We start from the raw sequence: 23,323 nt of genomic DNA on the forward strand, positions 1-23,323 counted from the left end.
AGCGCTGGACCGACGCAGAGGCGACATGCCGGAACTAGCACACGAACGCGCAATGCGCGCGGGGAAAACGACCATGTTCGACAACGGGAATGTGAAGTACGTCATGACGATGCTAAGGACGCTCGTGGGTGGTGGGCGCAGCAGATGGCACCAACTGGTGATCGCCATGTTGCTCGTGTGCGGTTTCGCCTCGCACGCAGCGCACGCCACCACCACTTGCACGCCGATTAAAGTGACGGGGGGTGATGCCGGCTCGACCACGGTAACGCTGCCGCCGGTTACGGCAGCGCCCACCGAGCCGAACGGTACGGTGTTGGGCAAATGGCAAACATTCAACACGGGGAATTTGACGTTCAACTGTTTCGTCGATAGTTCATCAACCGCCAATATGGTATTCCAGCCGTCCAGCCTGGTAACGCCATCGGGAATAAAGGTCGCGGAACCGACCAACGGTACGTCTGTGACGGTGTGGAACACGAATCTCGCCGGCGTTGGCATCGCGGTCGCCGTGAATGCAAGCGGTGGCTCGTGCAGCACGAGTTACCAGGATCTTGCTGCGAAGAATATCAGTGGATGGACAGGCACCCTGTGCGTCGGGTCAGGTGGCGGGTTCAATTATCGATATACGGGGCTCGTTGAGGTGGCACTCGTGAAGATTGGCGACATCACAGCCGGCACCGTCAATAACCTTGGCACGATATTTAAGGCCACGGTGGCCACCAACGTGAGTGGTGTCGTTAAAGTCGGAACCTCGACCGCTATCTCAAACACGTCTGGCTCGACGTTTATGTGGAACTATCTGATGGGATCGGCACCGGCGGTATCGGTGCAAGCCTGTTCAACTCCAGACGTGAGCGTCGACCTCGGTTCGCACCCGCTGTCGGAGTTCACGGGCATCGGGTCGCCGTTGAACCCTAACCCGACGAAGTTCAACGTCGCATTCAACAACTGCCCGAGCGGATTCAACAAAATCCAGTACCAGTTCATTCCGGTCAACGCGGTGCTCGATCCGACCAACGGCGTGATCGCATTGTCGAGCGATTCGAGCGCCACCGGCATTGGCATCCAGTTGAAAGATGGCAACCAGGCCGTGCTCAAATACAACACGCAATACACGCTATCGAGCTACAACACGGCGACGGGCGGCTCTTACACGATTCCGCTGACAGCAAATTACTACCAGACCGCGGCGAGCGTGACGCCCGGCAGCGCGAATGCCGTGCTGCAACTCACGCTGAGCTATCAGTAGGCTGGGTTTTGTGGCCGACGTCTTTACTGGCCGTCATTGAACAACCGCTTCGCGGCATCGACAATCGGGTCGATGCCGCAATTCCGCTTAAGCGGCAGGCTTCGTCACGGCGGCGGCAGTGGCAGCCTGCGGCGCCGGCAACAACTTACCCTGCGCGAGACGCACGACCGTACCAACGACAATCGCCGCAAGCGCAACATTAGTCACGACGAAAAGCCCCGGCGTCAGATCGACGATCGCGCCCGTCACTCCACGCAACGTCATCTGAATGCCGTCGCCTGAAAGCGCAGTGAGACCGAAGGTGAAGGCCCAGTAAGACGGCGCAAACGGCTGCTTCATGATCCACGGCAGCAGGCGAATCAGCAGCAGCAACTGAAACAGGCCATAACCCCAGGTGGCCTGCACGAGCAGATCCGGTGTGCCGTGCGTATTGGCGAGCCACGCGGACACCGCGACTACCGGCGGCGCGAGATTGATACCGAGCGTCGGACGCAGCGGTGCGGGCAGCGGTGTCGCATGAAACATTCGATGCACGATGATCGACTCCATCGCGAGCCACGCGAATATTCCCGCGCCGAGGAACAGCACACCATACGACGGATGGCCCAGCGTGCCCGCCGCAATCGCGACGATGAAGTTGCCCGCCACCGACGGCAGATAAACCACCGGCGTCAGCGTGCCGATATCGCGGCCGCCTTGCATCATCACGCCGACGCGCCACACGCTGAAGATCACGTGCGCGAGCCCGCCGATCCATAGCGCCGCCATCGCGAGACCATGCGCGTACGGCGCGAGCACGACGGCCATCAGCGCGGTCGTCGCGGGCACGAGGCCGATGAAGCAGCATTGCACCGGATGCTGCGATTCCCCCACGGCCTCATCGCGCTGGCCGAGCCACTTGAGCGCATAGCCGATCAGCAGCAGCGCCCACACCGTGGCGGCCACGGCCATGATCGTTTCGCCGATGACGGGCGGCGCGCCCCACAAACGTACTGCGCCGCGCCAGTTGCCGCCGAGTCCGACGAGACCCAGCACGATGCCGAAAAACGACGCGGGAAGGGTGCGTGCCGATGTCATGTTCGACTCCCCATCTGACGGTGCAGAAACTCGGCGGCGAGATCGAGCGCATGCCGTGCCGCTTCCAGCTGCTCGACGTTCTGCTGAAACACGTGATGCATGCCGGCCCACTCCTGCAACGTCACGTCGTGGCCGCGCGCATGAGCATGGTGCGCGTAGCGCAATGCATCGTCGTAAAGAATCTCGTTGGCGCCGACCTGAATCAGCAGCGGCGGCAGATGCTCGGGGATCGCCAGCAGCGGAGAAGCGCGCGGATCGTCCGCCGCTGCGTTGCCGATGTAGCCGCGCGCCGCCGCGCGCAAAGCCGTCTCGTCGAGCAGCAGTTCCAATGATGCGCGCTCGCGCATGCTCGCGCCACTGAGCGTCAGGTCGGCCCACGGCGAAAATACGACGGCAGCCGACACGTTGCCGCTTTGCGCGAGCGTGGAGAGCGCGGCGAGTGTCGAAAGCGTCAGGCCGCCGCCCGCCGAATCGCCGATCAGGCCGACTTTCCCGTTGTATTCGCGCAGCCGCGCAACAGCGTCGACCGCTCGATCGATCGCAACAGGCAGCGCTGATTCAGGCGCGAGCGGATATTCGAGGATATACGTCGTGCGCCGTGTGCGCGCCGCGATCTGGCTGACCAGTCCGCGATACGCGGGCGCGGTGCCCATCATGTACGCGCCGCCGTGCAGAAACAGCAATGCTTCACCGTCGATCGGACTCGTGGGCGCGCAGATCCAGCCCGGCAGCGCGGCATCGGTCGACGGATGCAGCGACACGTCGGCGCTCGGCGGCGTCGTTGCGAAGAATGCGTCGTAGGCAATACGCGGTGCGGTTTTCACGAGCGGTGCCGACCAGAAGCGCCGGAACATGTCGTGCAGCGCGGGTAGCGCATTGCGGTCGGCGGCCGACAGCGGAAACACCTGATGCGCGAGGCTATCTTGCGTGGTCATAGCGTCCCCTTACGGTGCGGCGAATACGCGAGCCGCGATGTGCTCGGCGATCATCATCGTCGTCAGATTGGTCGGCGCGCTCGGAATGCCGGGCATGATCGATGCGTCGACGACCATCAACCCATCGACGCCGTGCACGCGGCCTTCGCTGTCGACCACGCCATCCTTGCCCATCGGCGCGGTCGAGGTCGGATGCGCGTACGCGTCGAGATTGGCGAGAATCACCGCTTCGAGCGCGGTATCCGGCACCCTGGCGCCCGGCGTCATTTCTTCGGCGACCACAGCAGAAAACGCCTTCGACCGGCCGATACCGCGCGCAATCTTCACGCACTCGACCATCCTGCGACGATCGCGCGCGGTCGTTAGAAAGTTATAGACGATACGCGGCGCGCTGCGTGGATCGCGATCCTGCAAGCGCACATAGCCGACCGATTCGGGTTGCGTGACCGAGGCCGCGAGCACCAGTGCGCCGCCGGTCGGCGACAGCGCCGGGTCGAACAGATGGGTGGCCGACACATGCAGATCGAGGTCGCCGGGCGTCGCCTCGGACGAAGCCGCCCACAGGATCGCGCCCGCCGCCGGAAACATCCCGTTGACGCCGGGCTTCAACGCATACACGTTGTAGTAGAACGGATGATCCTGCAACCGTTCTCCGACCGGCAGATCGGCGACGAGCGGAATATCCAGCTCACGCAGATGCGCCGAAGGTCCGATACCCGAGCGCATCAGGATCGCGGGACTGCCGAACGCGCCTGCCGACAGGATCACGGTGCGCGCGCGATACGTGTCGCCGTTCGCATCGATGACGCCGGCCGCGCGTCCGTGGTCGAACAGTACGCGGTCGATTTCGACGTTGCCCTTGATCGTCAGATTGGGGCGCGCGCGCACCGCGTCGTCGAGAAACGCGATACCGGTATTGATACGGCGTCCGGAAATCACATTGAGCGGATACGGCGACACGCCTGCCTGTTCGTCGCCGTTGAAGTCTTCCACAAAGGCGAAGCCGCATTCGAGCGCGCCGTCGACGAAGCCATTGACCGCCGGCGTCAGTTCGTTGCGGCGTCGCTGGCGCACCGGCAGCGGACCGTGACGGCCGCGATAGCGATCGTCGCCGTCCGGCGTGTTCTCGATCGATTTGAAGCAGCCGAGCACGTCGTCGAAGCTCCAGCCTTCGAGTCCGCGTGCGCTCCACTTCGCGAAGTCGGCGGGGCGCGCGCGCATCGCGACCGCCGCATTGACCGACGAGCATCCGCCAAGCGCCTTCGCGCGCAGTGCCGCAATCGTCACGCCGCCCGCGGCAACCTGGCCGCGATAGCCCCAGTCGTGCGCCGCGTCGCCACCGGCGTGATCGGCGTTCCACAGTACTTCGGGAAACAGGTTCGGCCGATACGCGTTGCCCGCTTCGAGCAGCAGCACGCGGCGCGCCGGTTCGTCGCTGAGGCGGTTGGCGAGCACTGCGCCCGCCGAGCCGCCGCCGACGATCACGATGTCGTAGGCGTCGCTCATCGCGCGAACCCCGCGGCAACCTGGCCCATCAGCGTGGCGAACGGCATGTCGAGCGCGGCATACACGTCGAGTGCTTTCGGGTCTGCGTTGTCGGCCATGATCTCGACCATCAGCGTCGCGTAGTCGGACACTTCGATGCCGAGCGCGGTCAGGCGCGCGAGTCCCGCTTCGTGCTTGTACGCGCTGAAGGTGCCGCACGCATCGAGCGCGACGATCGGTTGATAACCTTCGTCGCGCGCAGAGATTGCCGGCAGCGATGCGCACACTTCGAAGCTCAGGCCCGCGATGATCAGATGATCGCGGCCGGCCGCTTTTACCTTGTCGACGAAGCGCGGTTCGTCCCATGCGTTGACCGTCGAGCGATCGAGGATCTCGGCATCGCCGAGCGCTGCGCGCAATTCGGGGATCGTCGGCCCCCACATGCTGTCGCGCGCGGTGGTCACCGCGATCACGGGTAGACCGAGTGCCTGTGCGGCTTTTGCGAGGCCGACCACGTTGTGCTTCAGTTCACCGACACCGATATCGCGCACGCCGGTAAACAGACCGACCTGGTGATCGATCAGCAGCACGGCGGTGTTGTCGCGGGTCATGCGCGTTCTCACTGGGGCATTCATCGTCATCTCCTTGGGTTGCACAAAACGGAGCTTAGACGTCTGGCTGCGCGAAACAAGGCGTCGCCGATGGACGATGCGTGCAATGAGTTGGACGATCGTTCCGGCCCGTGTGGTAGGGGTTTGTGCGGCCGGCCATGCAAGGCTTCGCACTGCATTGAACCCTGCCGCCGAAGCGCTGAAACATGCCGCGTGTAACATGCGTGACGTCAATCACCGAACAATCATCGAACGGGAAAGCGCGCACATGCTGGATCTCAACGACATGTACTACTTCGTGCAGGTGGTCGATCACAAGAGCATCACGGCTGCCGCGCGTGCGCTCGCGCTGCCGAAATCGACGCTCAGCTATCGCGTGAATCAGCTCGAAGCGCAGCTCGGCGTGCGGCTGATCAATCGCACGTCGCGACAGTTCGCGGTGACGGAAATCGGCGCGGAGTTCTATGCGCACGCACGCTCGATGCTGCAGGAAGCGATCGCGGCCGAAGCGGTCGTGCGTCAACGCATGCTGGCGCCGAGCGGGCTGGTGCGGATGTCGACGGCAGTGGCGACCGCGCAGTTCGCGTTGCGCAGCCTGTTGCCGCGTTTTTGCGAGCGCTTTCCGAAGGTGCGGCTGATGCAGCGTCTGTCCGATGTCGAAGTCGATATCGTCGCGGAGGGCTTCGATATCGCGATTCGCGCGCATAGTCAGCCGTTGCAGGATTCCACATTGATTCAGCGCCCGCTCGCGCCGACTCCATGGATGTTGTTCAGCAGCCCAAGTTTCTTCGATGGCGCGAAGCTGCCCGAGCAGCCCGAAGACATCGCCGAGCGCCGCTCGCTGTTCATGGTGCGCGAAGGCGTGCCCTACGAATGGACGTTGCGCCGCGATGACATCGTGCGCACGGTGCGCGTATCGCCGGTGCTGATGACGAGCTGCATGCTGACGCTGAAGGATGCGGCGGTCGCGGGGCTCGGCATCGTCGCGCTGCCTGGCTATGTGTGCAACGAGGAACTCGCCGATGGCCGGTTGATGCGCGTGCTGCCCGAATGGACCTGCGGCGATGCGCAGCTCACGGCGCTGGTGCCGTTTGGTCAGAATCAGTTGCCGTCGGTGCGCGCGCTGCTGGACTACCTGGTCCAGGAAGTGCCGCTGGCTGTATCGACTGAGGGACGCGCGCGCAAAACGTAGGGCGAAACGTATGGCGAAACACGGGACGAAGCGCGTTCAGCGTGGCGCGGCGGGCGCATCCTGACGGAGTTGTTGCGCGAGCAGCGTCGCGTGCGGCGTCAGTGCGGAGAAATCGCGCGCACACAGATAGAGCCGCCGCATGGCCCACGCTTCCGACAGCGGCAGAATCGCGAGATCGCGGCGCAGTGTTTTGGCTAGCTCATGCGACAGAATCGAGATGCCGATGTCCGCTTCGACATGCATTGCCACGTGATCGATGTTGCGTAGCCGGATGCGGTAGTCGAGCTGCCGGCCAAGGCGCGACGCATGCTCGCCGAGATGGGTTTCGAGCGCCGAGTCCGCGAGACCCACGACCGGCTCGTCGAGGATATCGGCAAAGGTCACCGTTGCCTGTCGAGCCAGACGATGCGAACGGCTGACGATCACCACGACCCGATCGTCGGCCACCAGATGCGTTTGCAACGAGCCAAACTGGGTCGTATCCGCGACGATGCCCAGATCGGCACGCCGGTCCGCCAGCAACTGGACGATGTCGGCGCTGGTCCGTTCTTCCAGATCAATCGACAGATCGCGATGAGCCGCGAGGAACTGGCACAGCCGCGGCGGCAGGAACGCCGCCATCGCGGCGGTATTGGACAGCAGCCTGATGCGGCCTTTGAGTCCGGTCGCGTAGGTTCGCAGTTCGCCGCGCATCATTTCGACCTGACCGAGGATCGAGCGCGCATGACGGGCGAGGGCATCGCCGGCGGCGGTGGGGCGCACGCCACGCCGGTTGCGCTCCAGTAACGGCGCGCCCAAGGCGGCTTCCATGTTGGCGATGCGCTCGCTGACCGACGCGAGCGCCAGATGCATGATGCGCGCGCCCTGGGTCAGGCTGCCGCATTCCACTACGGTCAGGAACAGGCGCATGTCCGTCAGATCGAAGCGCATCGTCGGTTTTTGTTCGTTCGGATTTTCCGAAGTCTAGCACCGGAATTGCCCGATTGTGCCGATGCGGCGTCGCGCCTACCATCAGCACATGAACACGACGTTTCTGGTTGCTTCCGCGGGAATAGTGGCAGGCGCAATGAATGCGCTGGCCGGCGGCGGCTCGTTCGTCAGTTTGCCGGCGCTGATCGCGGCCGGCGTGCCTCCGGTTCTGGCGAATACGTCCAGCACGGTCGCGCTGTTCCCCGGCGGCCTGGCAAGCGTATGGGCGTACCGGGACGGTCTGCGTCCGGTCGGCACCGTGCCGCTCCGCTCGCTTGCCGTGGCGACGCTATGCGGCGGTTTGACCGGCGCGCTGCTGTTGCTGTGGACGTCATCCACCGCATTCACGTTCATGCTGCCGTGGCTGCTGCTGATCGCGTCGATCGCGCTCGCGTTCGGGCGGCGCATTGGCGAGGCGTTGCGCGCACGCTGGCGTATTCGTGCTCATGCGGTACTCGCGGTGCAGTTCGCGCTCGGTGTCTATGGCGGCTACTTTGGCGGCGCGGTCGGCATCATGATGATTGCGATATGGGGCCTGCTCGACAGTTGCGATGTCAAACAGCTCAACGCGCCGCGCACGCTGCTGGTCAGTACCGCCAATGTCGCGGCGGTACTCGCGTTCATCGTGGCCAACGCGGTGCGCTGGCCCGAGACGCTAGCGATGCTGGTGGGCGCAATTGCCGGCGGCTACCTTGGCGCGCGCATCGGACGCCGCGCGCCGGCGCGAATCGTTCGCACCCTCACGCTGCTGATCACTTCGTGTATCACGCTGGCGTTCTTCATCAAAATCTATGCGCCGATGTTCGCGCATCGCTGAGCCAATCTGACCCAATGGAGGAAACCGTGCTCTGTGCGTTGTTGGAAACGATAGGAACGCTGGGCATTCTGGCGAGTGTCGCGCTGCAGTTTCGCCGGGCGCGACGATAGTTCGGCGAGCGTATCGATCGTCGCCGGGCGAGTTGTCCCGTTCGGCGCGAACGTCACGCACGCTTCGCTCAATTCACGCCATCGGTGCTCATCACGCGCGCCATGCCGCCTACCGGCCGACGCAATGCGATATCGAACGGATTGATCTGCGGACCGATCGCTTCGGCCTGGCGGCGCAGCAATTCGACCACCATCGGCAGACGATCGTCGCCGAGCCGCGCCGCTAGCGTACCGACACTCAACGCCGCGACCGCCACGCCCGTGCGATCCAGAACCGGCACGGCCACGCCCGCCATGCCGTCGAGCACGCCGCTATTGCGGCCCGCGTAGCCCAACTGGCGCACGCGTTCGATCTCGGTGCGCAAATACACTTCGTCGAGCACGCCATAGCCGCGCACGCGCGGCACGTTGAAGCGGATGATTTCCTCGCGCTCGGCCTCGGGCAGAAAGGCCAGGATCGCCAGACTGCCCTGACCCACACCGAGTGCCACGCGCCCGCCGACATCGCCGGTGAACGAGCGGATCGTAAACGGCCCTTCGCAGATATCGAGGCATACCGCGTCGAAGCCGCTTTTGACGAGCAGAAAGACCGTGTCGCCGAGACTCGCGCACAGCCGCAGTAATGCCGGGCGGCACAACGTGCGCATACCGCTCGGATTGCCGGCCTGCGCCGCGAGCGCGAAGAAATCCACGCTGAGCCGATATAGCTTCGAGTTTTCGTCCTGTTCGACGACGCCTTCCGCGATCAACGCATGCAGGATGCGATGCACGGTGCCCTGCGTGAGGCCGACCGCTTTCGCGATGCGCGTGACGCGCCCGCCATCGGGCTGCGCTTCGGACAGGGCACGGATCACCGCGAACGCGCGTTCCAGCATGCTGGGACCGGGCGCCTGCCGAGGCGTAGCGTCGGCGGTGTCGGCATCTCGTTTGACGGCGGCATTCATGTTGGCGGCTCACATTATTTCAATGACCGGAACACTATAAAGCGTTTCGTCCGAAAGGGAATCGTCGGGCGCGGTTCGGCACGCTCGCGTTGTATTGGCGCCAAAGTAGGGATTGTCCGGACGTCGCGGAGCGGAACATCTGGCATCGAGTTGCGAGAGTTATTCCAGTGTACGGAATTTATTGAAAAAGTATATCGATCAACGGAATTTGAAATTGACTGGCGGTAATTTGGCTGGCTAGAGTCGGTTCTTCGAGACAGACAATCGCTTGAACCGGCGTCGAACCATCCAAAGGCCAGATCATGTCGTTCCTCACACTCACGAACGTAACGAAGTCATTCGGCGATCTGCAAGCGGTCGCCGATGTGAACCTGTCGGTGGAAAAAGGCGAGTTCGTTTCGTTGCTCGGGCCGTCCGGCTGCGGCAAGACCACGACCCTGCAGATGATCGCGGGCTTCGTCGAGCCGACATACGGCACCATCACGCTCGACGGCCGCGACATCACGCACATGAAGCCGAACAAACGCGGCCTCGGCATCGTGTTCCAGAGCTATGCGCTGTTTCCGCACATGAGCGTCGCCGACAATGTCGGCTTCGGTCTGGAGATGCGCAGTATCGACAAGACCGAGCGCCAGGCGCGGATTCGCGACGCGCTGTCGCTGGTGCGCCTCGACACGCTCGCGCATCGCTTTCCGCGTGAACTCTCCGGCGGTCAACGGCAGCGCGTGGCGATTGCCCGCGCGATCGTGATCGCGCCGCCGGTGCTGTTGCTCGACGAACCGATGTCGAATCTCGACGCGAAGCTGCGCGAAGACATGCAGTTCGAACTGCGCAGCATTCAACGCAAGATCGGCACGACCACGATCATGGTCACGCACGATCAATCGGAGGCGCTATCGATCAGCGATCGCGTGGTGGTGATGGAAGCCGGCCGCGTCACGCAGATCGATACGCCATACGCGGCGTACGAGCGGCCGGAAAATCGCTTCGTGTCGCAGTTCATCGGCAAGGCCAACATGCTGCCGGGCACTGTGATCGCGCGCGACGGCGACGCGATCCGTATCGACCTCGGGCACGACCTCGCGGAAGCGGGACACACGCGGCAGTTGCCGGTCAGCGATAACGCGATTGGCGTCGGCGACGCGGTCACGCTGTGCATCCGCCCGGAAAAGATGCGCCTGTGCGCGCCAGACGCCGGACGTGTGCCGGCCACCGTGACGAGCCGCTTCTTCCTCGGCAGCCAATGGCTGTACCGGCTTAACAGCCGGCTCGGCGAAGTGCTGGTGTGCTGCCAGAACGAAGGCACCGAACCGCTGCCCGAAGGCGCGAGCGTGGGTGTCGACTGGAACAGCGAGGCGATCCGCTTCATTCAACGGGACGCGCGTCATGGCTAGTACGCTGCCCGCCACCGACGGCAATCAGCTCAAAGCCGGCCGCGTGGGCCGCACGCGCTGGCAGGCGTTCGTGCCGCTCTGGCTGATGTGCGCGCCGGCCTTTCTGCTATTCGCGGCGCTGGTGCTGGTGCCGCTGCTGATGACGCTGGTGCTGACGTTCTATCGTTTCGATCCGGCCAGCGGCCCGATCGCCGCGTTCCAGTTCGGCAATTACGCGGAAGTACTGAGTTCGTCGTATTACCACACGATTTTTCTGCGCACCTTCGGCATTGCGTTCCTCGTCACGCTGCTGTGCGCGGTGATCGGCACGCCCGAAGCCTACGTGTTGTCGCGCATGCGTGATCCGTACCGTTCGCTGTTTCTGCTGGTGATTCTCGCGCCGCTGCTTGTCTCCGTGGTGGTGCGCGCATTCGGCTGGAGCATGCTGCTCAACACCAACGGCCTCGTGAATCAGGCCTTCGCGCTCGTCGGACTCGGGCCGTACAAGCTCGAATACACGACCTTCGCGATCGTGATTGCACTCGTGCATGTGATGCTGCCGTTCATGGTGATTCCGGTGTGGACCGCGTTGCAGAAGCTCGATCCGCAAACCGAAAACGCCGCGCTTTCACTGGGGGCGTCGCCCGCCACGACGCTGCGCCGCATCGTGTTGCCGCAACTGACGCCGGGCATGCTGTCGGGCAGCCTGATGGTGTTCGGCTTGTCGGCGAGCGCGTTCGCGATCCCCGGTCTGCTCGGCGGACGACGCCTGAAAGTTGCCGCGACCGCGGTGTACGACGAATTCCTCGGCTCGCTGAACTGGCCGCTCGGCGCCACCATCGCATTGCTGCTGCTGGTCGCGAATCTGATCGTGATGCTCACGTACTACCGGGTTCTGGAGCGCAGGTACGCCAGAAGTCTCGGCTAATTCATCGGCAAATTCAGCGGCTAATTCATCGGCTCGCCTAGTGACACCATCATGAGAAAAAACGGTCCCATTGCACTGATTTTCCACTCGCTCGTGATCGCATTCGTGCTCGCGCCGCTCGTGATCGTCGTGCTGGTCGCGTTCACGCCCGACGAAACGCTGACGTTGCCCACGCACGGCGTTTCGCTGCGGTGGTTCCGCGCGATCCTCGAGTACCCGGATTTCATCGGCGCGTTTTTCAACAGTCTGAAACTGGCATTTGCTTCGGCGACGCTATCGCTGATCGTCGCGCTGCCCGCCGCGCTCGCGATCGGCCGCGCGCGCTTTCCGGGACGTGGCTTTCTGAACGGCCTGTTGCTGTCGCCGCTGGTGATTCCCGGTCTGGTACTGGGCATTGCGCTGCTGCGCTTCTTCGCGCTGATCGGCGCGACCGGTTCGTTTGCGTGGCTCGTGCTCGCGCACATGATCATCATCACGCCGTTCGTGATGCGGCTCGTGCTGGCTTCGGTGAGCGGGTTCGATCGCAGCGTCGAGCACGCCGCGCATTCGCTCGGCGCCGACGCGTGGACCACCTTTCGCCGCATCACGTTCCCGATGATCCTGCCGGGCATTACCGGCGGCTGGCTGCTCGCGTTCATCAACAGCTTCGACGAATTGACGATGTCGATCTTCGTCACGTCGCCGCAAACCGTCACGTTGCCGGTGCGCATGTACATGTACGCGACCGAATCGATCGATCCGATGATGGCTTCCGTATCGGCGCTGGTGATCTTCATCACCGGCGGCGCGATGCTGTTGCTCGATCGCGTGTATGGCCTGAACCGGATTCTGATCGGCCAGCATTGATGTCCGCTCGATATCTGCATTGATGTCTTCCACCAATCACGCTCTTATGCCGTCCATGTTCCCGTCTGCTCAAGCTGGCGCACCGCAGTGCCAGCCGCAATTCGTCCGCGTGGCGGAAGCGCGGCGTGCACCGCTGCATTTTTTCCTCGATGGCGAAAGGCTCACCGCGCTGCAAGGCGACACGCTGCTGACCGCCGTGCTGATGCACCAGCGCCATGTGCGCGACAGCGAGTTCAGCGGCGCGCCGCGCGCGGGCTTCTGTCTGATCGGCGCATGCCAGGACTGCTGGATGCGCACCGAGGACGGCACGCGCGTGCGCGCATGCTCGACGCTCGTGACCGAAGGCATGCGCGTGCTTACACGGTTCGCGGTTGCGAAAACTGCCGCAGAAACCCCTGCGGAAACCGCCGCTGCTAATCAGCTCGGAGCCACGCGATGAGCGACGAACGCGGCATCGTGATCGTCGGTGCTGGACCGGCGGGCGTGCGCGCCGCCGAGACGCTGGTCGCGGCCGGCCTCAAGCCGATCGTGATCGATGAAAACGCCCGCTGGGGCGGGCAGATTTATCGACAGCCGCCCGCCAATGGCGGCTTCGAGCGGTCGAAAAAAACGCTGTACGGTTTCGAAGCGCACAAGGCCGAAGCACTGCATTCGACGATGGCGGCGCTGCTCCCTGATGTCGACTATCGGCCGGACACGCTCGCGTGGGCCTGCGAAGCGGGGCGCCTCGATACCTTGCATACGGGCCGTGAGCTGAGCGTGCCGTTCTCGCATCTGATCATCGCGAGCGGCGCGACTGACCGCGTGCTGCCGGTGCCGGGCTGGACTTTGCCCGGCGTCTACACGCTCGGCGCGGCTCAGGTCGCGCTGAAATCGCAAGGCTGCGCGATCGGCCGGCGCGTGGTGCTGGCCGGCACCGGACCGTTGTTGTATCTGGTCGCGTATCAGTACGTGAAGGCGGGCGCGCAAGTCGTCGCTGTGCTCGACACGAGCCCGTTTGCGCAGCAGGTCGCCGCGGCACCGAAACTCGCGCGTGTGCCGTCTACTTTCGCGAAGGGCCTGTATTACATCGGCTGGCTGACAGCGCATCGGGTGCGGATCGAACGGGATGTGACGCTGGTCGGCATCCATGGCATGGATGGCGTGCAGGCGCTCGAATGGCGTGTGTCGCGTGACGGTGCGCCGACAGAGACGATCGAATGCGATGCAGTCGGCGTGAGCTTTGGCCTGAAGCCCGAAACGCAACTCGCCGATCTCGCGGGCTGCCGCTTCCGTTTCGACACGACCAATCGTTGCTGGCTTCCTGAAGTCGATGCGATGGGACGCAGTTCGTTGCGCGGCGTCTATCTGGCCGGCGACGGCGCGGGCATCGCCGGCGCGGATGCCGCCGAACTGGCCGGGCGCCGCGCGGCGCTCGCGTTGCTCGACGACCTCGGCATCGCGCGTCCGCGTGGTCCGGGCGTGCCGGATGCGGCGGCAATCGCGCGCAGTCTGAAACGTATCGCGGTGTTTCGCGAGGGCATCGAAATGGCCTTCGCGCCGCCGCCGCGGTGCGCGTCGCAATGGCCCGACGACATGCTCGTATGCCGCTGCGAAGAGATCGACGCGGGCACGTTGCGACGTTGCATTCGCGATGGCGACGCAAACGAAATCAACCGGCTCAAAGCGCTCACCCGCGTCGGCATGGGCCGCTGCCAGGGGCGCATGTGCGGCGAAGCCGCGCTGACCCTGCTTGCGGAAGAAACCGGCAAACCGCTCGACGCGGTGGGCCGTTTGCGCAGCCAGCCGCCGATCAAACCGATTCCGCTTTCACCGGAGATGGTGGCCGACGACGTTGCCGAAATTCCCGTGGAGGCGCGCGATGAATGACAGCTTGCACTACGACGTCGCGATTGCGGGCGGCGGGCTGGTGGGTTCAGCGGCCGCGTTGGCTCTCGCGCGGCGCGGCCTGCGCGTGGGTCTGTTCGAGCGACGCTACTGCGGCGCGCAGGCGAGCGGCGTGAACTACGGCGGCGTGCGCTGCCAGGGACGCCCGGTCGAACAGATGCCGCTCGCGATGCGCGCGCGGCGTGTGTGGGATCGCTTGCCGGAACTGATCGGCATCGACGGTGAATTCACGGTATCGGGACATTTGCGCCTCGCTCGCAGCGAAAGCGATCTGCGCGCGCTGCAAAGCTGGGCCGATATGGCGCGCGAGCATGGATTGCATGCGCAATTGATCAGCGGCGCGGCGTTCCGCCAACGCTATCCGTGGCTCGGGCCGGCGGCCGTCGGCGGCTCGCTGTGCGCGACCGACGGTCATGCGAATCCGCGCCTCGTATCGCCGGCATTTGCGCGGGCCGCGCGAGCCGCCGGCGCGCATGTGCGCGAGCAAACCGAACTCAGCGACATTCATCACGACGGCACGCGCTTCCAGTTGCGCGCCGGCGATCAGCATATCAGCGCCGACTGGCTGATCAATTGCGCGGGCGCGTGGGCCAATACGGTCGCGGGCTACTTCGGCGAGGCCGCGCCGATGAAACCGATCTACCCGAACATGTGGGTCACCGAGCCATTGCCGTTGTTCATCACGCACAACCTCGGTGTGTATGGCGGCGGCATCTACGCGCGGCAGGTCGCGCGCGGCAATTGCGTGATTGGCGGCGGACGCGGACATGGCGACGGCGAATACGGTCAGCCGTCGACGGAAACTACCCGCGTCGTAATGCGCGACGCGTGCGCGCTGCTGCCCGCGTTGCGCGAGGCGCTGCTGATCCGCACATGGAGCGGCGTGGAAGGCGAAACGCCCGACGGCAATCCGATCATCGGTGCGAGCCGTACCGTGCCGCGTCTGTTGCATGCATTCGGTTTTTCCGGCGGCGGCTTTCTGCTTGCGCCAGGCGTCGGCGAAGTACTCGCCGATCTCGTTGTCGACGGTGCCACCGCCACGCCGCTCGATGCTTTTTCGATTGACCGCTTTGCCGCTATCGCGACCTCGCCGGCCGCCTAAGCGCCCGTTTAGTGAACCTCAGGAGACCCACAATGAAACTGTTCAAGACGCTCGCGGCAGTGGCCGCATTGTGCGCATTCGGTGCTGCCGCGCCGGCATGGTCGCAGACCAAAACGATCTACATCGGTATGAACGGCGGTCCGATGGAAAAGGCTTATACGAGCGGGGTGCTGCCCGACTTCGAGAAGGCCAACAACGTGAAGGTGGTGGTGGTGCCGGGCACGTCGTCGGACATTCTCGCGAAGCTGCTCGCCAACAAGACGAACCCGCAGATCCACGTGGTGTTTCTCGACGATGGCGTGATGGCGCGCGCGGTCAGCATGGGCGTGTGCAGGAAGCTCGATGACGCGCCGGTGCTGAAAGAACTCTATCCGTTTGCGCGCATGAAGGACGATATGGGCGCGGGCGTGCAGCTCGGCATGACCGGTATCGCGTACAACAAGAAGCTGTTCACCGAGAAAGGCTGGGCGCCGCCTACCTCGTGGATGGATTTCGCCGATCCGAAGTACAAGGACAAGGTGGTGTTCCAGTCGGCGTCGAGCAGTACCTTCGGCCTGCACGGCTTTCTTGCGATCAACCGGTTGATGGGCGGCAGCGAGAAGAACGTCGAGCCGGGCTTCACGAAGTGGCCGACCACGGTCGGCCCGAACGTGGTCGAGTACATCCCGAATTCGGCGAAGCTTTCCGAGATGATCCAGACCGGCGAAGCGGGTCTGTTTCCTCTGTCGCCGACCGGCGTCGGCGATCTGCAGGACAAGGGCATTCCGGTTAGCTACGTGAATCCGAAGGAAGGTCCGGTGCTGCTGATGGTCGACCTGTGCGTGGTGAACAACAATCCTGACGAGCAACTCGCTCAGAAACTCGCGCAGTTCCTGCTGTCGGCGCCGGGGCAGACGAAGGCCGCCGAAGCGGGTAAGCAGATTCCGACCAACCGTCTCGCGAAGATGACGCCGTCGATGCAGCAAAGCCTCGGCAGCATCGACGATCTGGTGAAGAAGGTCACGGTGGTGGACTGGGACGCGATCAACGCACATCGCGCGCAGTGGGATGCACGCTGGAATCGGCAGATCGAGAAGTAAGGTTCGGTGTCGGAGTTAGTGAAAACTGGGCGTCTGATCTTATTGGCTTTCTCAACGGTGCAGTCACGACGAAGATGTCTCTGCATCGTGAAAAATGAGAAGGTGCGCCGTCAGTGCCAATGAAAGTGAAAAGTTACGGGGGGCGCGCCCAGTCGCCCCGATAACTGCGCGGACCAGGTATTGGTTTCCTATTTGAGCGCATTGCCGTTGCTGTCCGTCAACTGAAGGCCAATGCCGGCAGCAGTTGAAGCGCTTGGCAGCGCGAGCACACCGTTTGTCGCATCAAGTACCACGTTGACCGGAACGAACTGGTACTGGACGCCATTTCGATTGACCGGACATGCATTGACAGCGATGTCGACGGTTTTCGCAGGGGTGAACACCGAGCCTATACCCCTGAACATCGACTGGATATACGACCCACGTCGACTGACACATCCGGCGTCGTGCCCGGGTTTGCCCCTACTTCGCCATAAGCAAATGGAATTGCTTTGCGAGGAATATTGATTGGATTTCCAACGGATGCGGGCATATCGTCGGTCAGTCCAATGCCGTAATGCGCACGTTAGCATTGGAAACCGGCGTCGCCGATAGAACAAAATATCCAGGAGACTTACCCATGGAGCAATCCTCTACGGTGCCGCGTGTGCCGGAGTCGGGCAACAGTAGCGCTCAGAACATCGTTTCCAACGACCAGGCTTCCCCACGGGTGCGGCGAATTCAGCGGACCGCGCTTGCTCTGCTCCTCCTGAGTGGGGTCATCAATTACATCGACCGCGCAACGCTGTCTATCGCGAATCCGCTGATCCGGCACGATCTCGGACTCTCCGTCGCGGAAATGGGCTTGTTGCTGTCGGCGTTTCTATGGGCTTACGCATTCGCGCAACTGCCCGCGGGCGCATTGGTCGATCGCTTTGGCGCGCGCATCATGCTGTCCGTCAGCCTGGCGACATGGTCGGTGGCCCAGGCGTTCGGCGGTGTGGTGAGCAACTTCGGCCAGTTCTTCGCTGCTCGCATGGTGCTGGGAATAGGGGAGGCGCCGCAGTTTCCGACAGCCGCCAAAATCGTTCGCGATTGGTTCGGCAAAAAAGAGCGCGGCGCCGCGACTGGCATCTGGAACAGTTCGTCGACGCTGGGTACTGCAATATCAGCGCCTTTGCTGACGGTCTTGATGTTGTCCGTGGGATGGCGATGGATGTTTGGCGTGATGGGAATCGCCGGCCTCCTCGTCGCGCTCGGTTTTTTTATCCTGCATCGCGAGCCGTATCAGGTCGACTTGACTCAGCGGGAGCGCGCGTATCTGTCCGACGTCGATGAGAAGGCCCAGAGCCGTCCGACATGGCGCGAGTGGCGCCGTCTGTTCGAGTTCAGCACGACGTGGGGCATGCTGCTGGGATTCTTCGGCACGATCTACGTCTTGTGGCTTTACAACGCGTGGTTGCCGTCTTACCTGCAAATGGAACTTCACCTGACTATTGCGAAGTCGGGATGGGTGGCCGCGGTTCCCTATCTCTTTGGCGTGGTGGGCAGTCTCTCTGGCGGAAAGATTTGCGACGTGCTCGCACGGCGAGGCGTATCGGCGATCAACAGCAGGAAGTATCCGATGGCGGCGTCGCTTTTCGGTGTCGCGGTGTTCACGGTACTGACCGGCCTCACGCACAACGTGACGTTGGCAGTCATCTTCATTTCGATCTCGATGTTGCTGCTGTATGTTTCGAGCAGTGCGGCCTGGGCGACCGCGTCCGTTGCCGCGCCCGCCAATTGCACCGCTTCCATCGGCGCCATGCAGAATTTCGGCGGCTACTTCGGCGGCGCGCTGGCACCGGTGGTCACGGGCTTCATCGTGCAGCAGACCCATTCGTTCGAGCCCGCGCTGTTCGTCGGAGCGGCCGTTGCCGCTGTCGCGCTGATCGGCTACTGGTTGCTCGTGCGCGGCCCGATTCCGCCGGCCGCGCTCACCCGCGACGTTTAACAGCAAAACAATGCTGCCGCGGGCGAGAGTCCGGGCTCTCGCTCCTGCTGTCAGCGAGGTAGTGCGGAAGGCAGCGGGATGTCATAGCGCCGCGCGCAGGCTTCAAGTGCCGGCGCGATCGTCGAGTGCAGCGCGACTCCATCGCGCAGTTGCTCGCGCTTGAGGCTCAATCCGCGATCGCCCGGCATGCGCACGCCCGCGATTCCCGGACGCGGCGGATTATCGCGGCATGCATCGCCGAGCCAGTCCATCTGCCGCACGAACGCCGCGAGACCGCCAAACGCCGCCGGATCGTAGAGCGAAAGAAACACGGTAGCGCCCCATCCATCGGCAGGATCGGCTCGGCCGTGGCCTGCCAGTCCCCCCGTCAACGCCTCGATCAGCAACGCCAGCCCGAAGCCTTTATGTCCCCACGTCATGCCGCCAATCGGCAGGATGGATCCCGGGGGATCCGTGCAGAGCACGCCGGGGTCGCCGCTGGGCTGCCCATCCGCATCGAGGAAGCATGCTTCGTCGAAGTGTTGTCCCGCTTTGTGTCGGCGCGCGGTCATCCCCTGCGTCACGGTCGATGAAGAGACATCGATCAAAAACGGTGTGCCCGAAGTCGGAATCCCCGCAGCGATCGGATTCGGTGTAAATACGGGCCGCGTGCCGCCGTGAGGGGCCACGCTTTGCCCCGACGGGTCGGAACTGCTGAGTAAGATCATGAATCCGTCGGCGGTGGCTCTTTCGAGATAACTGGCAAGGCAGGCGATGTGATGGCTGCGCCGAATCACCAACGTTGCCGTGCCGTACTTCTTCGCGCGCGGTGCCAGTGTTTCGATCCCGCTGAGAACCAGCCAGGGGCCCGGAAGACGCCGGCCATCCCACAACACGCTGCCGCCCCGGTCTGAAACGACCTCCGGCTCGCCGGAGCAGGTCATCGTGCCGTTTTCGATCTCACCGATATAGGCGGGCAGCAACGCGAGGCCGTGCGTGTCGTGTCCCATCAGGTCGCCGTCGACGAGCGTGCGAGCGACCGCGAGCGCTTTGACGTCCTCCATTCCAACCCTGACCAGAAGACGCTGTGCGAAGGCTTGCAATTCATCGGCGGAGTATCGGATTTGTGTATTCATCGGTGGGCGTCAGTGAGGAACATTGTTCGAAGACAGTCGGGCCGGCAATGCCCGACACGCTTTGAATTGTCGTTTGAGCTTGCGATAACCGTCCAATTGCGAATTGAGTAAAATCAATTCCATCTGGTTATAAATCCGACTGCGTTTACCCTATGTCGCAAGACTCCAGCCTCTCCATGACGCAAGTGCTGACCAAACTGCGTTTCAGGCATCTCCAGTTGCTTGAACTGCTCGGTCGTACCCGCAACCTCCGTATCGCGGCTGAGCAGATGCACATCACGCAGCCGGCCGCCACGAAGATCCTGAGCGACCTGGAGGCGATGTTAGGCGCGCCGCTGTTCGAGCGGCTGCCGCGCGAAATGCGGCCGACGGATCTCGGTACGCTGTCGCTGCGCTACGCCAGCACGACACTGTCCAATCTCGGCAAATTTTCGAGCGAGTTCGCGACATTGAAAGATGGCGGCTATGGTCATCTCACGGTTGGCTTCATTCCGGCTTCCGCCGCGCAACTCGTCACCGCGGCTATCAAGGAGATCCAGCGCCGGCGCCCGAGACTCATCATCAAACTGGTCGAGCAAAGCAGTGATCAACTCGCGATGTGGCTTGAGGGAAGGCGGCTTGATGTGATGATCGGGCGCCCGACCGAGCCACGACACGAGGCGCTTTTCGATGTGATCGATTTATTGGCGGAGCCGGCGCGCGCGGTCGTCGGCAAGCATCATCCGTTGCTGAAGCAACGACGTATAGAGATCGCCGACCTGGGCGAGTGGCCGTGGATCTTGTATCCGCAAGGCACCGCCATGCGGCAGCTGTTCGAAGAAACGTTCGCGGCGGCTGGCATGGTTGCGCCGATGGGCATCGTGGAAACGCCGTCGATTTTTACGACGTTGGAGTTGCTGCAGGCAACCGACATGATCTCCCTTCAACCGAGAGCAGCGATGGACAAGTACGTCACGCATGGCCTTCTAGGCTACCTGGACGTGCCGATACGGCGGACATTGTCGAACTACAGCGTCATGACGCGAAAAGACGAAGCTGCTTCGCAGGCGATGAACGAATTCGTTGCCATCCTTCAGGCAATCGCCGCGCAATACTAGGTTGGTCAACGTGACCGTCGTGAGAGCACGATTCCTGGTTCCGCAAGCAGGGGCAGCGTCGGCATTCTCTTTATGTGCTCGTCTTCGTCATGTACCCGATGGGCGCGCTCATCAATCGATTCAACGACCGTTTCCGTGGCACCCGACAAGCAGGGTGGCGGGAATCTCCGCTAATTCCCCACCTATGCATTTACGGCATGGCTTCCCATCGTAAAAAGGTTTTTGTCAATCTCAGGCGCCGCGCGCACAGTGTTGGAAAAGTGGAGAGACCTTTTCTTGAACACATTTCCAGAGCATCGCGCGGCGCCTGTACGTACAGATACCAATTCGGCATGGCTTGAAAATGCCAGCATCGGCGCTTCGATGGCGCCGCCGCGCACCACGCAAATAATCAGAACAGTGCGCGTGTTTATCGACGGGAGCGGGCGATGAGCACGACCGGTACTCCGGCATTGCTGATGGTATCGATGGAGCCGCCCGCGTCGCTCGAAGACGAATTCAACGACTGGTACGACACCGAACATTTTCCGCAGCGGATGGCGTTGCCGGGATTCGTGTCGGCATCGCGCTGGGTGTGCATCGACGGCTGGCCGCGCTGGATGGCGCTCTACGATCTCGCGTCACTCGATGCGTTGCACAGCGACGCCTATCTGAATGTGTCCGGCACCCGTTCGACTCCATGGAGCCGCAGATTGCTGCCGCGCACGGTGGGCCGCTCGCGTGTCGCGGCGGTGGCGCTCGATGAGCAGGACTTCATGCGGCACGACACCCAGCACGATCCGCGCGCAATCTGCCGCCTGCTTGCGATGAGCGTGCCGCTACGGGATGGCCACACTTCTTCTGCCGCGAAGATTGCCGGCGCGGTACGCGAATCGCTCGCCGCCCGCGAAGACCTGCTGCAACTCCGCGCGTTCATCGAAGCGAACTCGACGTGCTGGCTGTTCGCGGCATTCGACGCACCGGTCACGGCAGTGGCGCTTGCCGCGCAAATCGGCAGACCGGCGGACTCCGGCATCAAGGCCTTCAATCTTTACGTTCCGTACCAGCGCAGCAGCTACTGAGCCTGCCGCGCTGTCGTGCTGCATTGTCGTGCCGCACGAAGCTTGCGCACACAACTCTCCATCATCTTCTGTCTTGCAAGGAACCTCGATGAAACGCATCGCCGATCTTGATCCCGGCCAGATGAGCGCGGCGCAACGTCGCGTCTACGACGCCATCGCGAGTGGTCCGCGTAAGGGCGTTCGAGGCCCGCTCGCCGTGTGGCTACACCGGCCGGAGCTGGCCGAGCATGCGCAGGCACTGGGCAGCTATTGCCGGTATGACACGTCGTTGCCGCCGCGCCTGTCGGAGCTGGCGATTCTGACGCTCGCCCGTGTGTGGAGTTCGGAATACGAGTGGTACGCGCATAAGCCGTTTGCGTTGGAGGCCGGACTCGGCGCCGACGTGATCGAAGCGATCCGCACCAACACCGAACCGCCGTTCGCGCAAGCCGACGAAGCGGCGGTGCATGCCTTTCTGACGGAACTGCATCGCGACCGCAAGGTATCGGATGCGGTTTACGCGGAAGCGGTCGAGCGGTTGGGCGAAGCCGGCGTTATCGATCTGGTCGGTCTGGCTGGCTATTACACGCTGATCTCGATGACGATCAACGTGTTTCAGGTGACGCAGCCCGCGGGCGTACCGAACCAGCTCGACGAGTCGGCGGCATGAGCAAACGACTCGACAACAAGATCGCCATCGTGACGGGCGCCGGTTGCATCGGGCCGGGCTGGGGCAATGGACGGGCCGTGGCGGTGCGCTTCGCGCAGGAAGGCGCGAAAGTCTATGCGGTCGATCGGAGTCTCGATGCGATGCGCGAGACGATCGAGCGCATACGCGCGGAAGGCGGCGAAGTGACGGGCGTCGAATGCGACGTCACGAATAGCGACGCGGTCGCGCGGATGGTGGTGGCCTGTGTGCAGCAATATGGCCGCGTGGACATCCTCGTCAACAACGTCGGCGGTTCGGCTGCGGGCGGGCCCGTTACGCTCGATGAAGACAAGTGGGACGCGCAGATCGCACTCAATCTGAAGAGCGTGTATCTGACCTGCAAGCATGTGCTGCCCGTCATGGAAGCGCAACGCGGCGGCGCGATCGTGAACACCGCGTCGACGTCGGGCATTCGCTGGACCGGCGCGGCACAGGTCGCTTATGCGGCGTCGAAGGCCGGGGTCATTCAGTTGTCGCGCGTCGTCGCGGTCGAATACGCGGACCGGGGCATTCGCGTGAACACCGTGGTGCCGGGCCAATTGCATACGCCGATGGTCGAGGCACGCCTCGCCGGGCAACGTGCCGGCGGTGACGTGGACGCATTGCTCGCGCAGCGTCTTGCGCGCATCCCACTCGGCTTCATGGGCGATGGACGCGATACCGCGAACGCCGCCGTGTATCTCGCATCGGACGAAGCGCGCTTCGTGACCGGCACTGAAATCGTCGTCGATGGCGGCATGACGGCACGCTGCGGTTGAATCGGCTGACTTAGTTGACGCCGCGCAA

The 23,323-nt window shown here is 63.3% G+C and carries 23 protein-coding genes; 15 read left to right on the forward strand and 8 right to left on the reverse strand.

All coding sequences use genetic code 11. The features are described from left to right. Window positions 1-25 precede the first annotated feature (25 nt). Entirely contained in the window at window positions 26-1,249 is a 1,224-nt protein-coding gene (locus L0U82_RS35170; protein ID WP_233838253.1) for a fimbrial protein, read from the forward strand. Between the two features lie 87 nt (window positions 1,250-1,336). On the opposite strand, the gene tehA is transcribed toward L0U82_RS35170, so the two are convergent. From tehA to L0U82_RS35190, 4 genes are read right to left on the reverse strand one after another with little or no spacing between them, the layout of a single operon-like run. After that, the gene (gene tehA / locus L0U82_RS35175; protein ID WP_233838255.1) at window positions 1,337-2,326 is read right to left on the reverse strand and encodes a dicarboxylate transporter/tellurite-resistance protein TehA; all 990 of its coding nucleotides are present in this window, start codon (window positions 2,324-2,326) and stop codon (window positions 1,337-1,339) included. After that, complete coding sequence (locus tag L0U82_RS35180) at window positions 2,323-3,261, reverse strand: alpha/beta hydrolase fold domain-containing protein (protein WP_233838257.1); 939 nt, start codon at window positions 3,259-3,261, stop codon at window positions 2,323-2,325. Before L0U82_RS35180 ends, tehA begins: the two co-directional genes overlap by 4 nt. 9 nt (window positions 3,262-3,270) lie before the next feature. Beyond that, window positions 3,271-4,767 (reverse strand): GMC family oxidoreductase, encoded by a 1,497-nt coding sequence (locus L0U82_RS35185; RefSeq protein WP_233838259.1) that lies wholly within the window; start codon window positions 4,765-4,767, stop codon window positions 3,271-3,273. After that, on the reverse strand, window positions 4,764-5,381 hold the full coding sequence (locus tag L0U82_RS35190; protein ID WP_233838263.1) for an isochorismatase family protein: 618 nt from the start codon (window positions 5,379-5,381) through the stop codon (window positions 4,764-4,766). Before L0U82_RS35190 ends, L0U82_RS35185 begins: the two co-directional genes overlap by 4 nt. Before the next feature lie 244 nt (window positions 5,382-5,625). Here L0U82_RS35190 and L0U82_RS35195 point away from each other — a divergent pair, with 244 nt between their 5' ends. After that, entirely contained in the window at window positions 5,626-6,549 is a 924-nt protein-coding gene (locus tag L0U82_RS35195) for a LysR substrate-binding domain-containing protein (RefSeq protein WP_233838265.1), read from the forward strand. Between the two features lie 36 nt (window positions 6,550-6,585). Here the strand turns inward: L0U82_RS35195 and L0U82_RS35200 are convergent, their stop codons facing one another. Next, on the reverse strand, window positions 6,586-7,479 hold the full coding sequence (locus L0U82_RS35200) for a LysR substrate-binding domain-containing protein (protein WP_233838267.1): 894 nt from the start codon (window positions 7,477-7,479) through the stop codon (window positions 6,586-6,588). A gap of 88 nt (window positions 7,480-7,567) precedes the next feature. Between L0U82_RS35200 and L0U82_RS35205 the strand changes: the two genes are divergently transcribed. Continuing rightward, window positions 7,568-8,335, forward strand: a complete 768-nt coding sequence (locus L0U82_RS35205; protein WP_233838269.1) for a sulfite exporter TauE/SafE family protein — start codon at window positions 7,568-7,570, stop codon at window positions 8,333-8,335. A 178-nt stretch (window positions 8,336-8,513) separates the two neighbouring features. Here L0U82_RS35205 and L0U82_RS35210 read toward each other — a convergent pair whose 3' ends face one another. Further along, complete coding sequence (locus L0U82_RS35210; RefSeq protein WP_233838270.1) at window positions 8,514-9,389, reverse strand: IclR family transcriptional regulator; 876 nt, start codon at window positions 9,387-9,389, stop codon at window positions 8,514-8,516. Window positions 9,390-9,691: 302 nt separating this feature from the next. Between L0U82_RS35210 and L0U82_RS35215 the strand changes: the two genes are divergently transcribed. From L0U82_RS35215 to L0U82_RS35245, 7 genes are read left to right on the forward strand one after another with little or no spacing between them, the layout of a single operon-like run. Then, a complete protein-coding gene (locus L0U82_RS35215; protein ID WP_233838271.1) occupies window positions 9,692-10,783 on the forward strand; it encodes an ABC transporter ATP-binding protein in 1,092 nt (363 codons plus the stop codon). Next, window positions 10,776-11,690 carry an ABC transporter permease gene (locus tag L0U82_RS35220; RefSeq protein WP_233838272.1) on the forward strand — a complete coding sequence of 305 codons (915 nt, stop codon included), beginning with the start codon at window positions 10,776-10,778 and terminating at the stop codon, window positions 11,688-11,690. Before L0U82_RS35215 ends, L0U82_RS35220 begins: the two co-directional genes overlap by 8 nt. 51 nt (window positions 11,691-11,741) lie before the next feature. Next, window positions 11,742-12,536, forward strand: a complete 795-nt coding sequence (locus tag L0U82_RS35225) for an ABC transporter permease (RefSeq protein ID WP_233838273.1) — start codon at window positions 11,742-11,744, stop codon at window positions 12,534-12,536. A 22-nt stretch (window positions 12,537-12,558) separates the two neighbouring features. Then, window positions 12,559-12,975, forward strand: coding sequence for a (2Fe-2S)-binding protein (locus L0U82_RS35230; protein ID WP_442793714.1), 417 nt, complete (start codon window positions 12,559-12,561; stop codon window positions 12,973-12,975). Further along, window positions 12,972-14,405, forward strand: a complete 1,434-nt coding sequence (locus L0U82_RS35235; RefSeq protein ID WP_233838274.1) for an FAD/NAD(P)-dependent oxidoreductase — start codon at window positions 12,972-12,974, stop codon at window positions 14,403-14,405. The genes L0U82_RS35230 and L0U82_RS35235 overlap by 4 nt, the downstream gene beginning before the upstream one ends. Then, window positions 14,398-15,525, forward strand: coding sequence for an NAD(P)/FAD-dependent oxidoreductase (locus L0U82_RS35240; protein WP_233838276.1), 1,128 nt, complete (start codon window positions 14,398-14,400; stop codon window positions 15,523-15,525). Before L0U82_RS35235 ends, L0U82_RS35240 begins: the two co-directional genes overlap by 8 nt. Before the next feature lie 32 nt (window positions 15,526-15,557). Next, on the forward strand, window positions 15,558-16,604 hold the full coding sequence (locus L0U82_RS35245; protein ID WP_233838278.1) for an ABC transporter substrate-binding protein: 1,047 nt from the start codon (window positions 15,558-15,560) through the stop codon (window positions 16,602-16,604). A gap of 188 nt (window positions 16,605-16,792) precedes the next feature. On the opposite strand, the gene L0U82_RS35250 is transcribed toward L0U82_RS35245, so the two are convergent. Continuing rightward, window positions 16,793-16,987 carry a hypothetical protein gene (locus L0U82_RS35250; RefSeq protein WP_233838280.1) on the reverse strand — a complete coding sequence of 65 codons (195 nt, stop codon included), beginning with the start codon at window positions 16,985-16,987 and terminating at the stop codon, window positions 16,793-16,795. A 236-nt stretch (window positions 16,988-17,223) separates the two neighbouring features. On the opposite strand from L0U82_RS35250, the gene L0U82_RS35255 reads away from it, so the two are divergent. Continuing rightward, complete coding sequence (locus tag L0U82_RS35255; RefSeq protein ID WP_233838282.1) at window positions 17,224-18,576, forward strand: MFS transporter; 1,353 nt, start codon at window positions 17,224-17,226, stop codon at window positions 18,574-18,576. Window positions 18,577-18,626: 50 nt separating this feature from the next. On the opposite strand, the gene L0U82_RS35260 is transcribed toward L0U82_RS35255, so the two are convergent. Further along, the gene (locus L0U82_RS35260; protein WP_233838283.1) at window positions 18,627-19,691 is read right to left on the reverse strand and encodes an Ldh family oxidoreductase; all 1,065 of its coding nucleotides are present in this window, start codon (window positions 19,689-19,691) and stop codon (window positions 18,627-18,629) included. Window positions 19,692-19,843: 152 nt separating this feature from the next. On the opposite strand from L0U82_RS35260, the gene L0U82_RS35265 reads away from it, so the two are divergent. The 4 genes from L0U82_RS35265 to L0U82_RS35280 all read left to right on the forward strand — a co-directional run bounded on the left by L0U82_RS35265 (window position 19,844) and on the right by L0U82_RS35280 (window position 23,295). Continuing rightward, window positions 19,844-20,788 carry a LysR family transcriptional regulator gene (locus L0U82_RS35265; RefSeq protein WP_233838285.1) on the forward strand — a complete coding sequence of 315 codons (945 nt, stop codon included), beginning with the start codon at window positions 19,844-19,846 and terminating at the stop codon, window positions 20,786-20,788. A gap of 428 nt (window positions 20,789-21,216) precedes the next feature. Continuing rightward, entirely contained in the window at window positions 21,217-21,849 is a 633-nt protein-coding gene (locus L0U82_RS35270) for a DUF4286 family protein (protein ID WP_233838286.1), read from the forward strand. Window positions 21,850-21,937: 88 nt separating this feature from the next. After that, window positions 21,938-22,498, forward strand: a complete 561-nt coding sequence (locus L0U82_RS35275) for a carboxymuconolactone decarboxylase family protein (RefSeq protein ID WP_233838288.1) — start codon at window positions 21,938-21,940, stop codon at window positions 22,496-22,498. Further along, a complete protein-coding gene (locus L0U82_RS35280) occupies window positions 22,495-23,295 on the forward strand; it encodes an SDR family NAD(P)-dependent oxidoreductase (protein WP_233838290.1) in 801 nt (266 codons plus the stop codon). The genes L0U82_RS35275 and L0U82_RS35280 overlap by 4 nt, the downstream gene beginning before the upstream one ends. The last annotated feature ends 28 nt before the right edge of the window (window positions 23,296-23,323 follow it).

It is taken from the genome of Paraburkholderia sp. ZP32-5 (assembly GCF_021390495.1).
Lineage (GTDB): Bacteria > Pseudomonadota > Gammaproteobacteria > Burkholderiales > Burkholderiaceae > Paraburkholderia.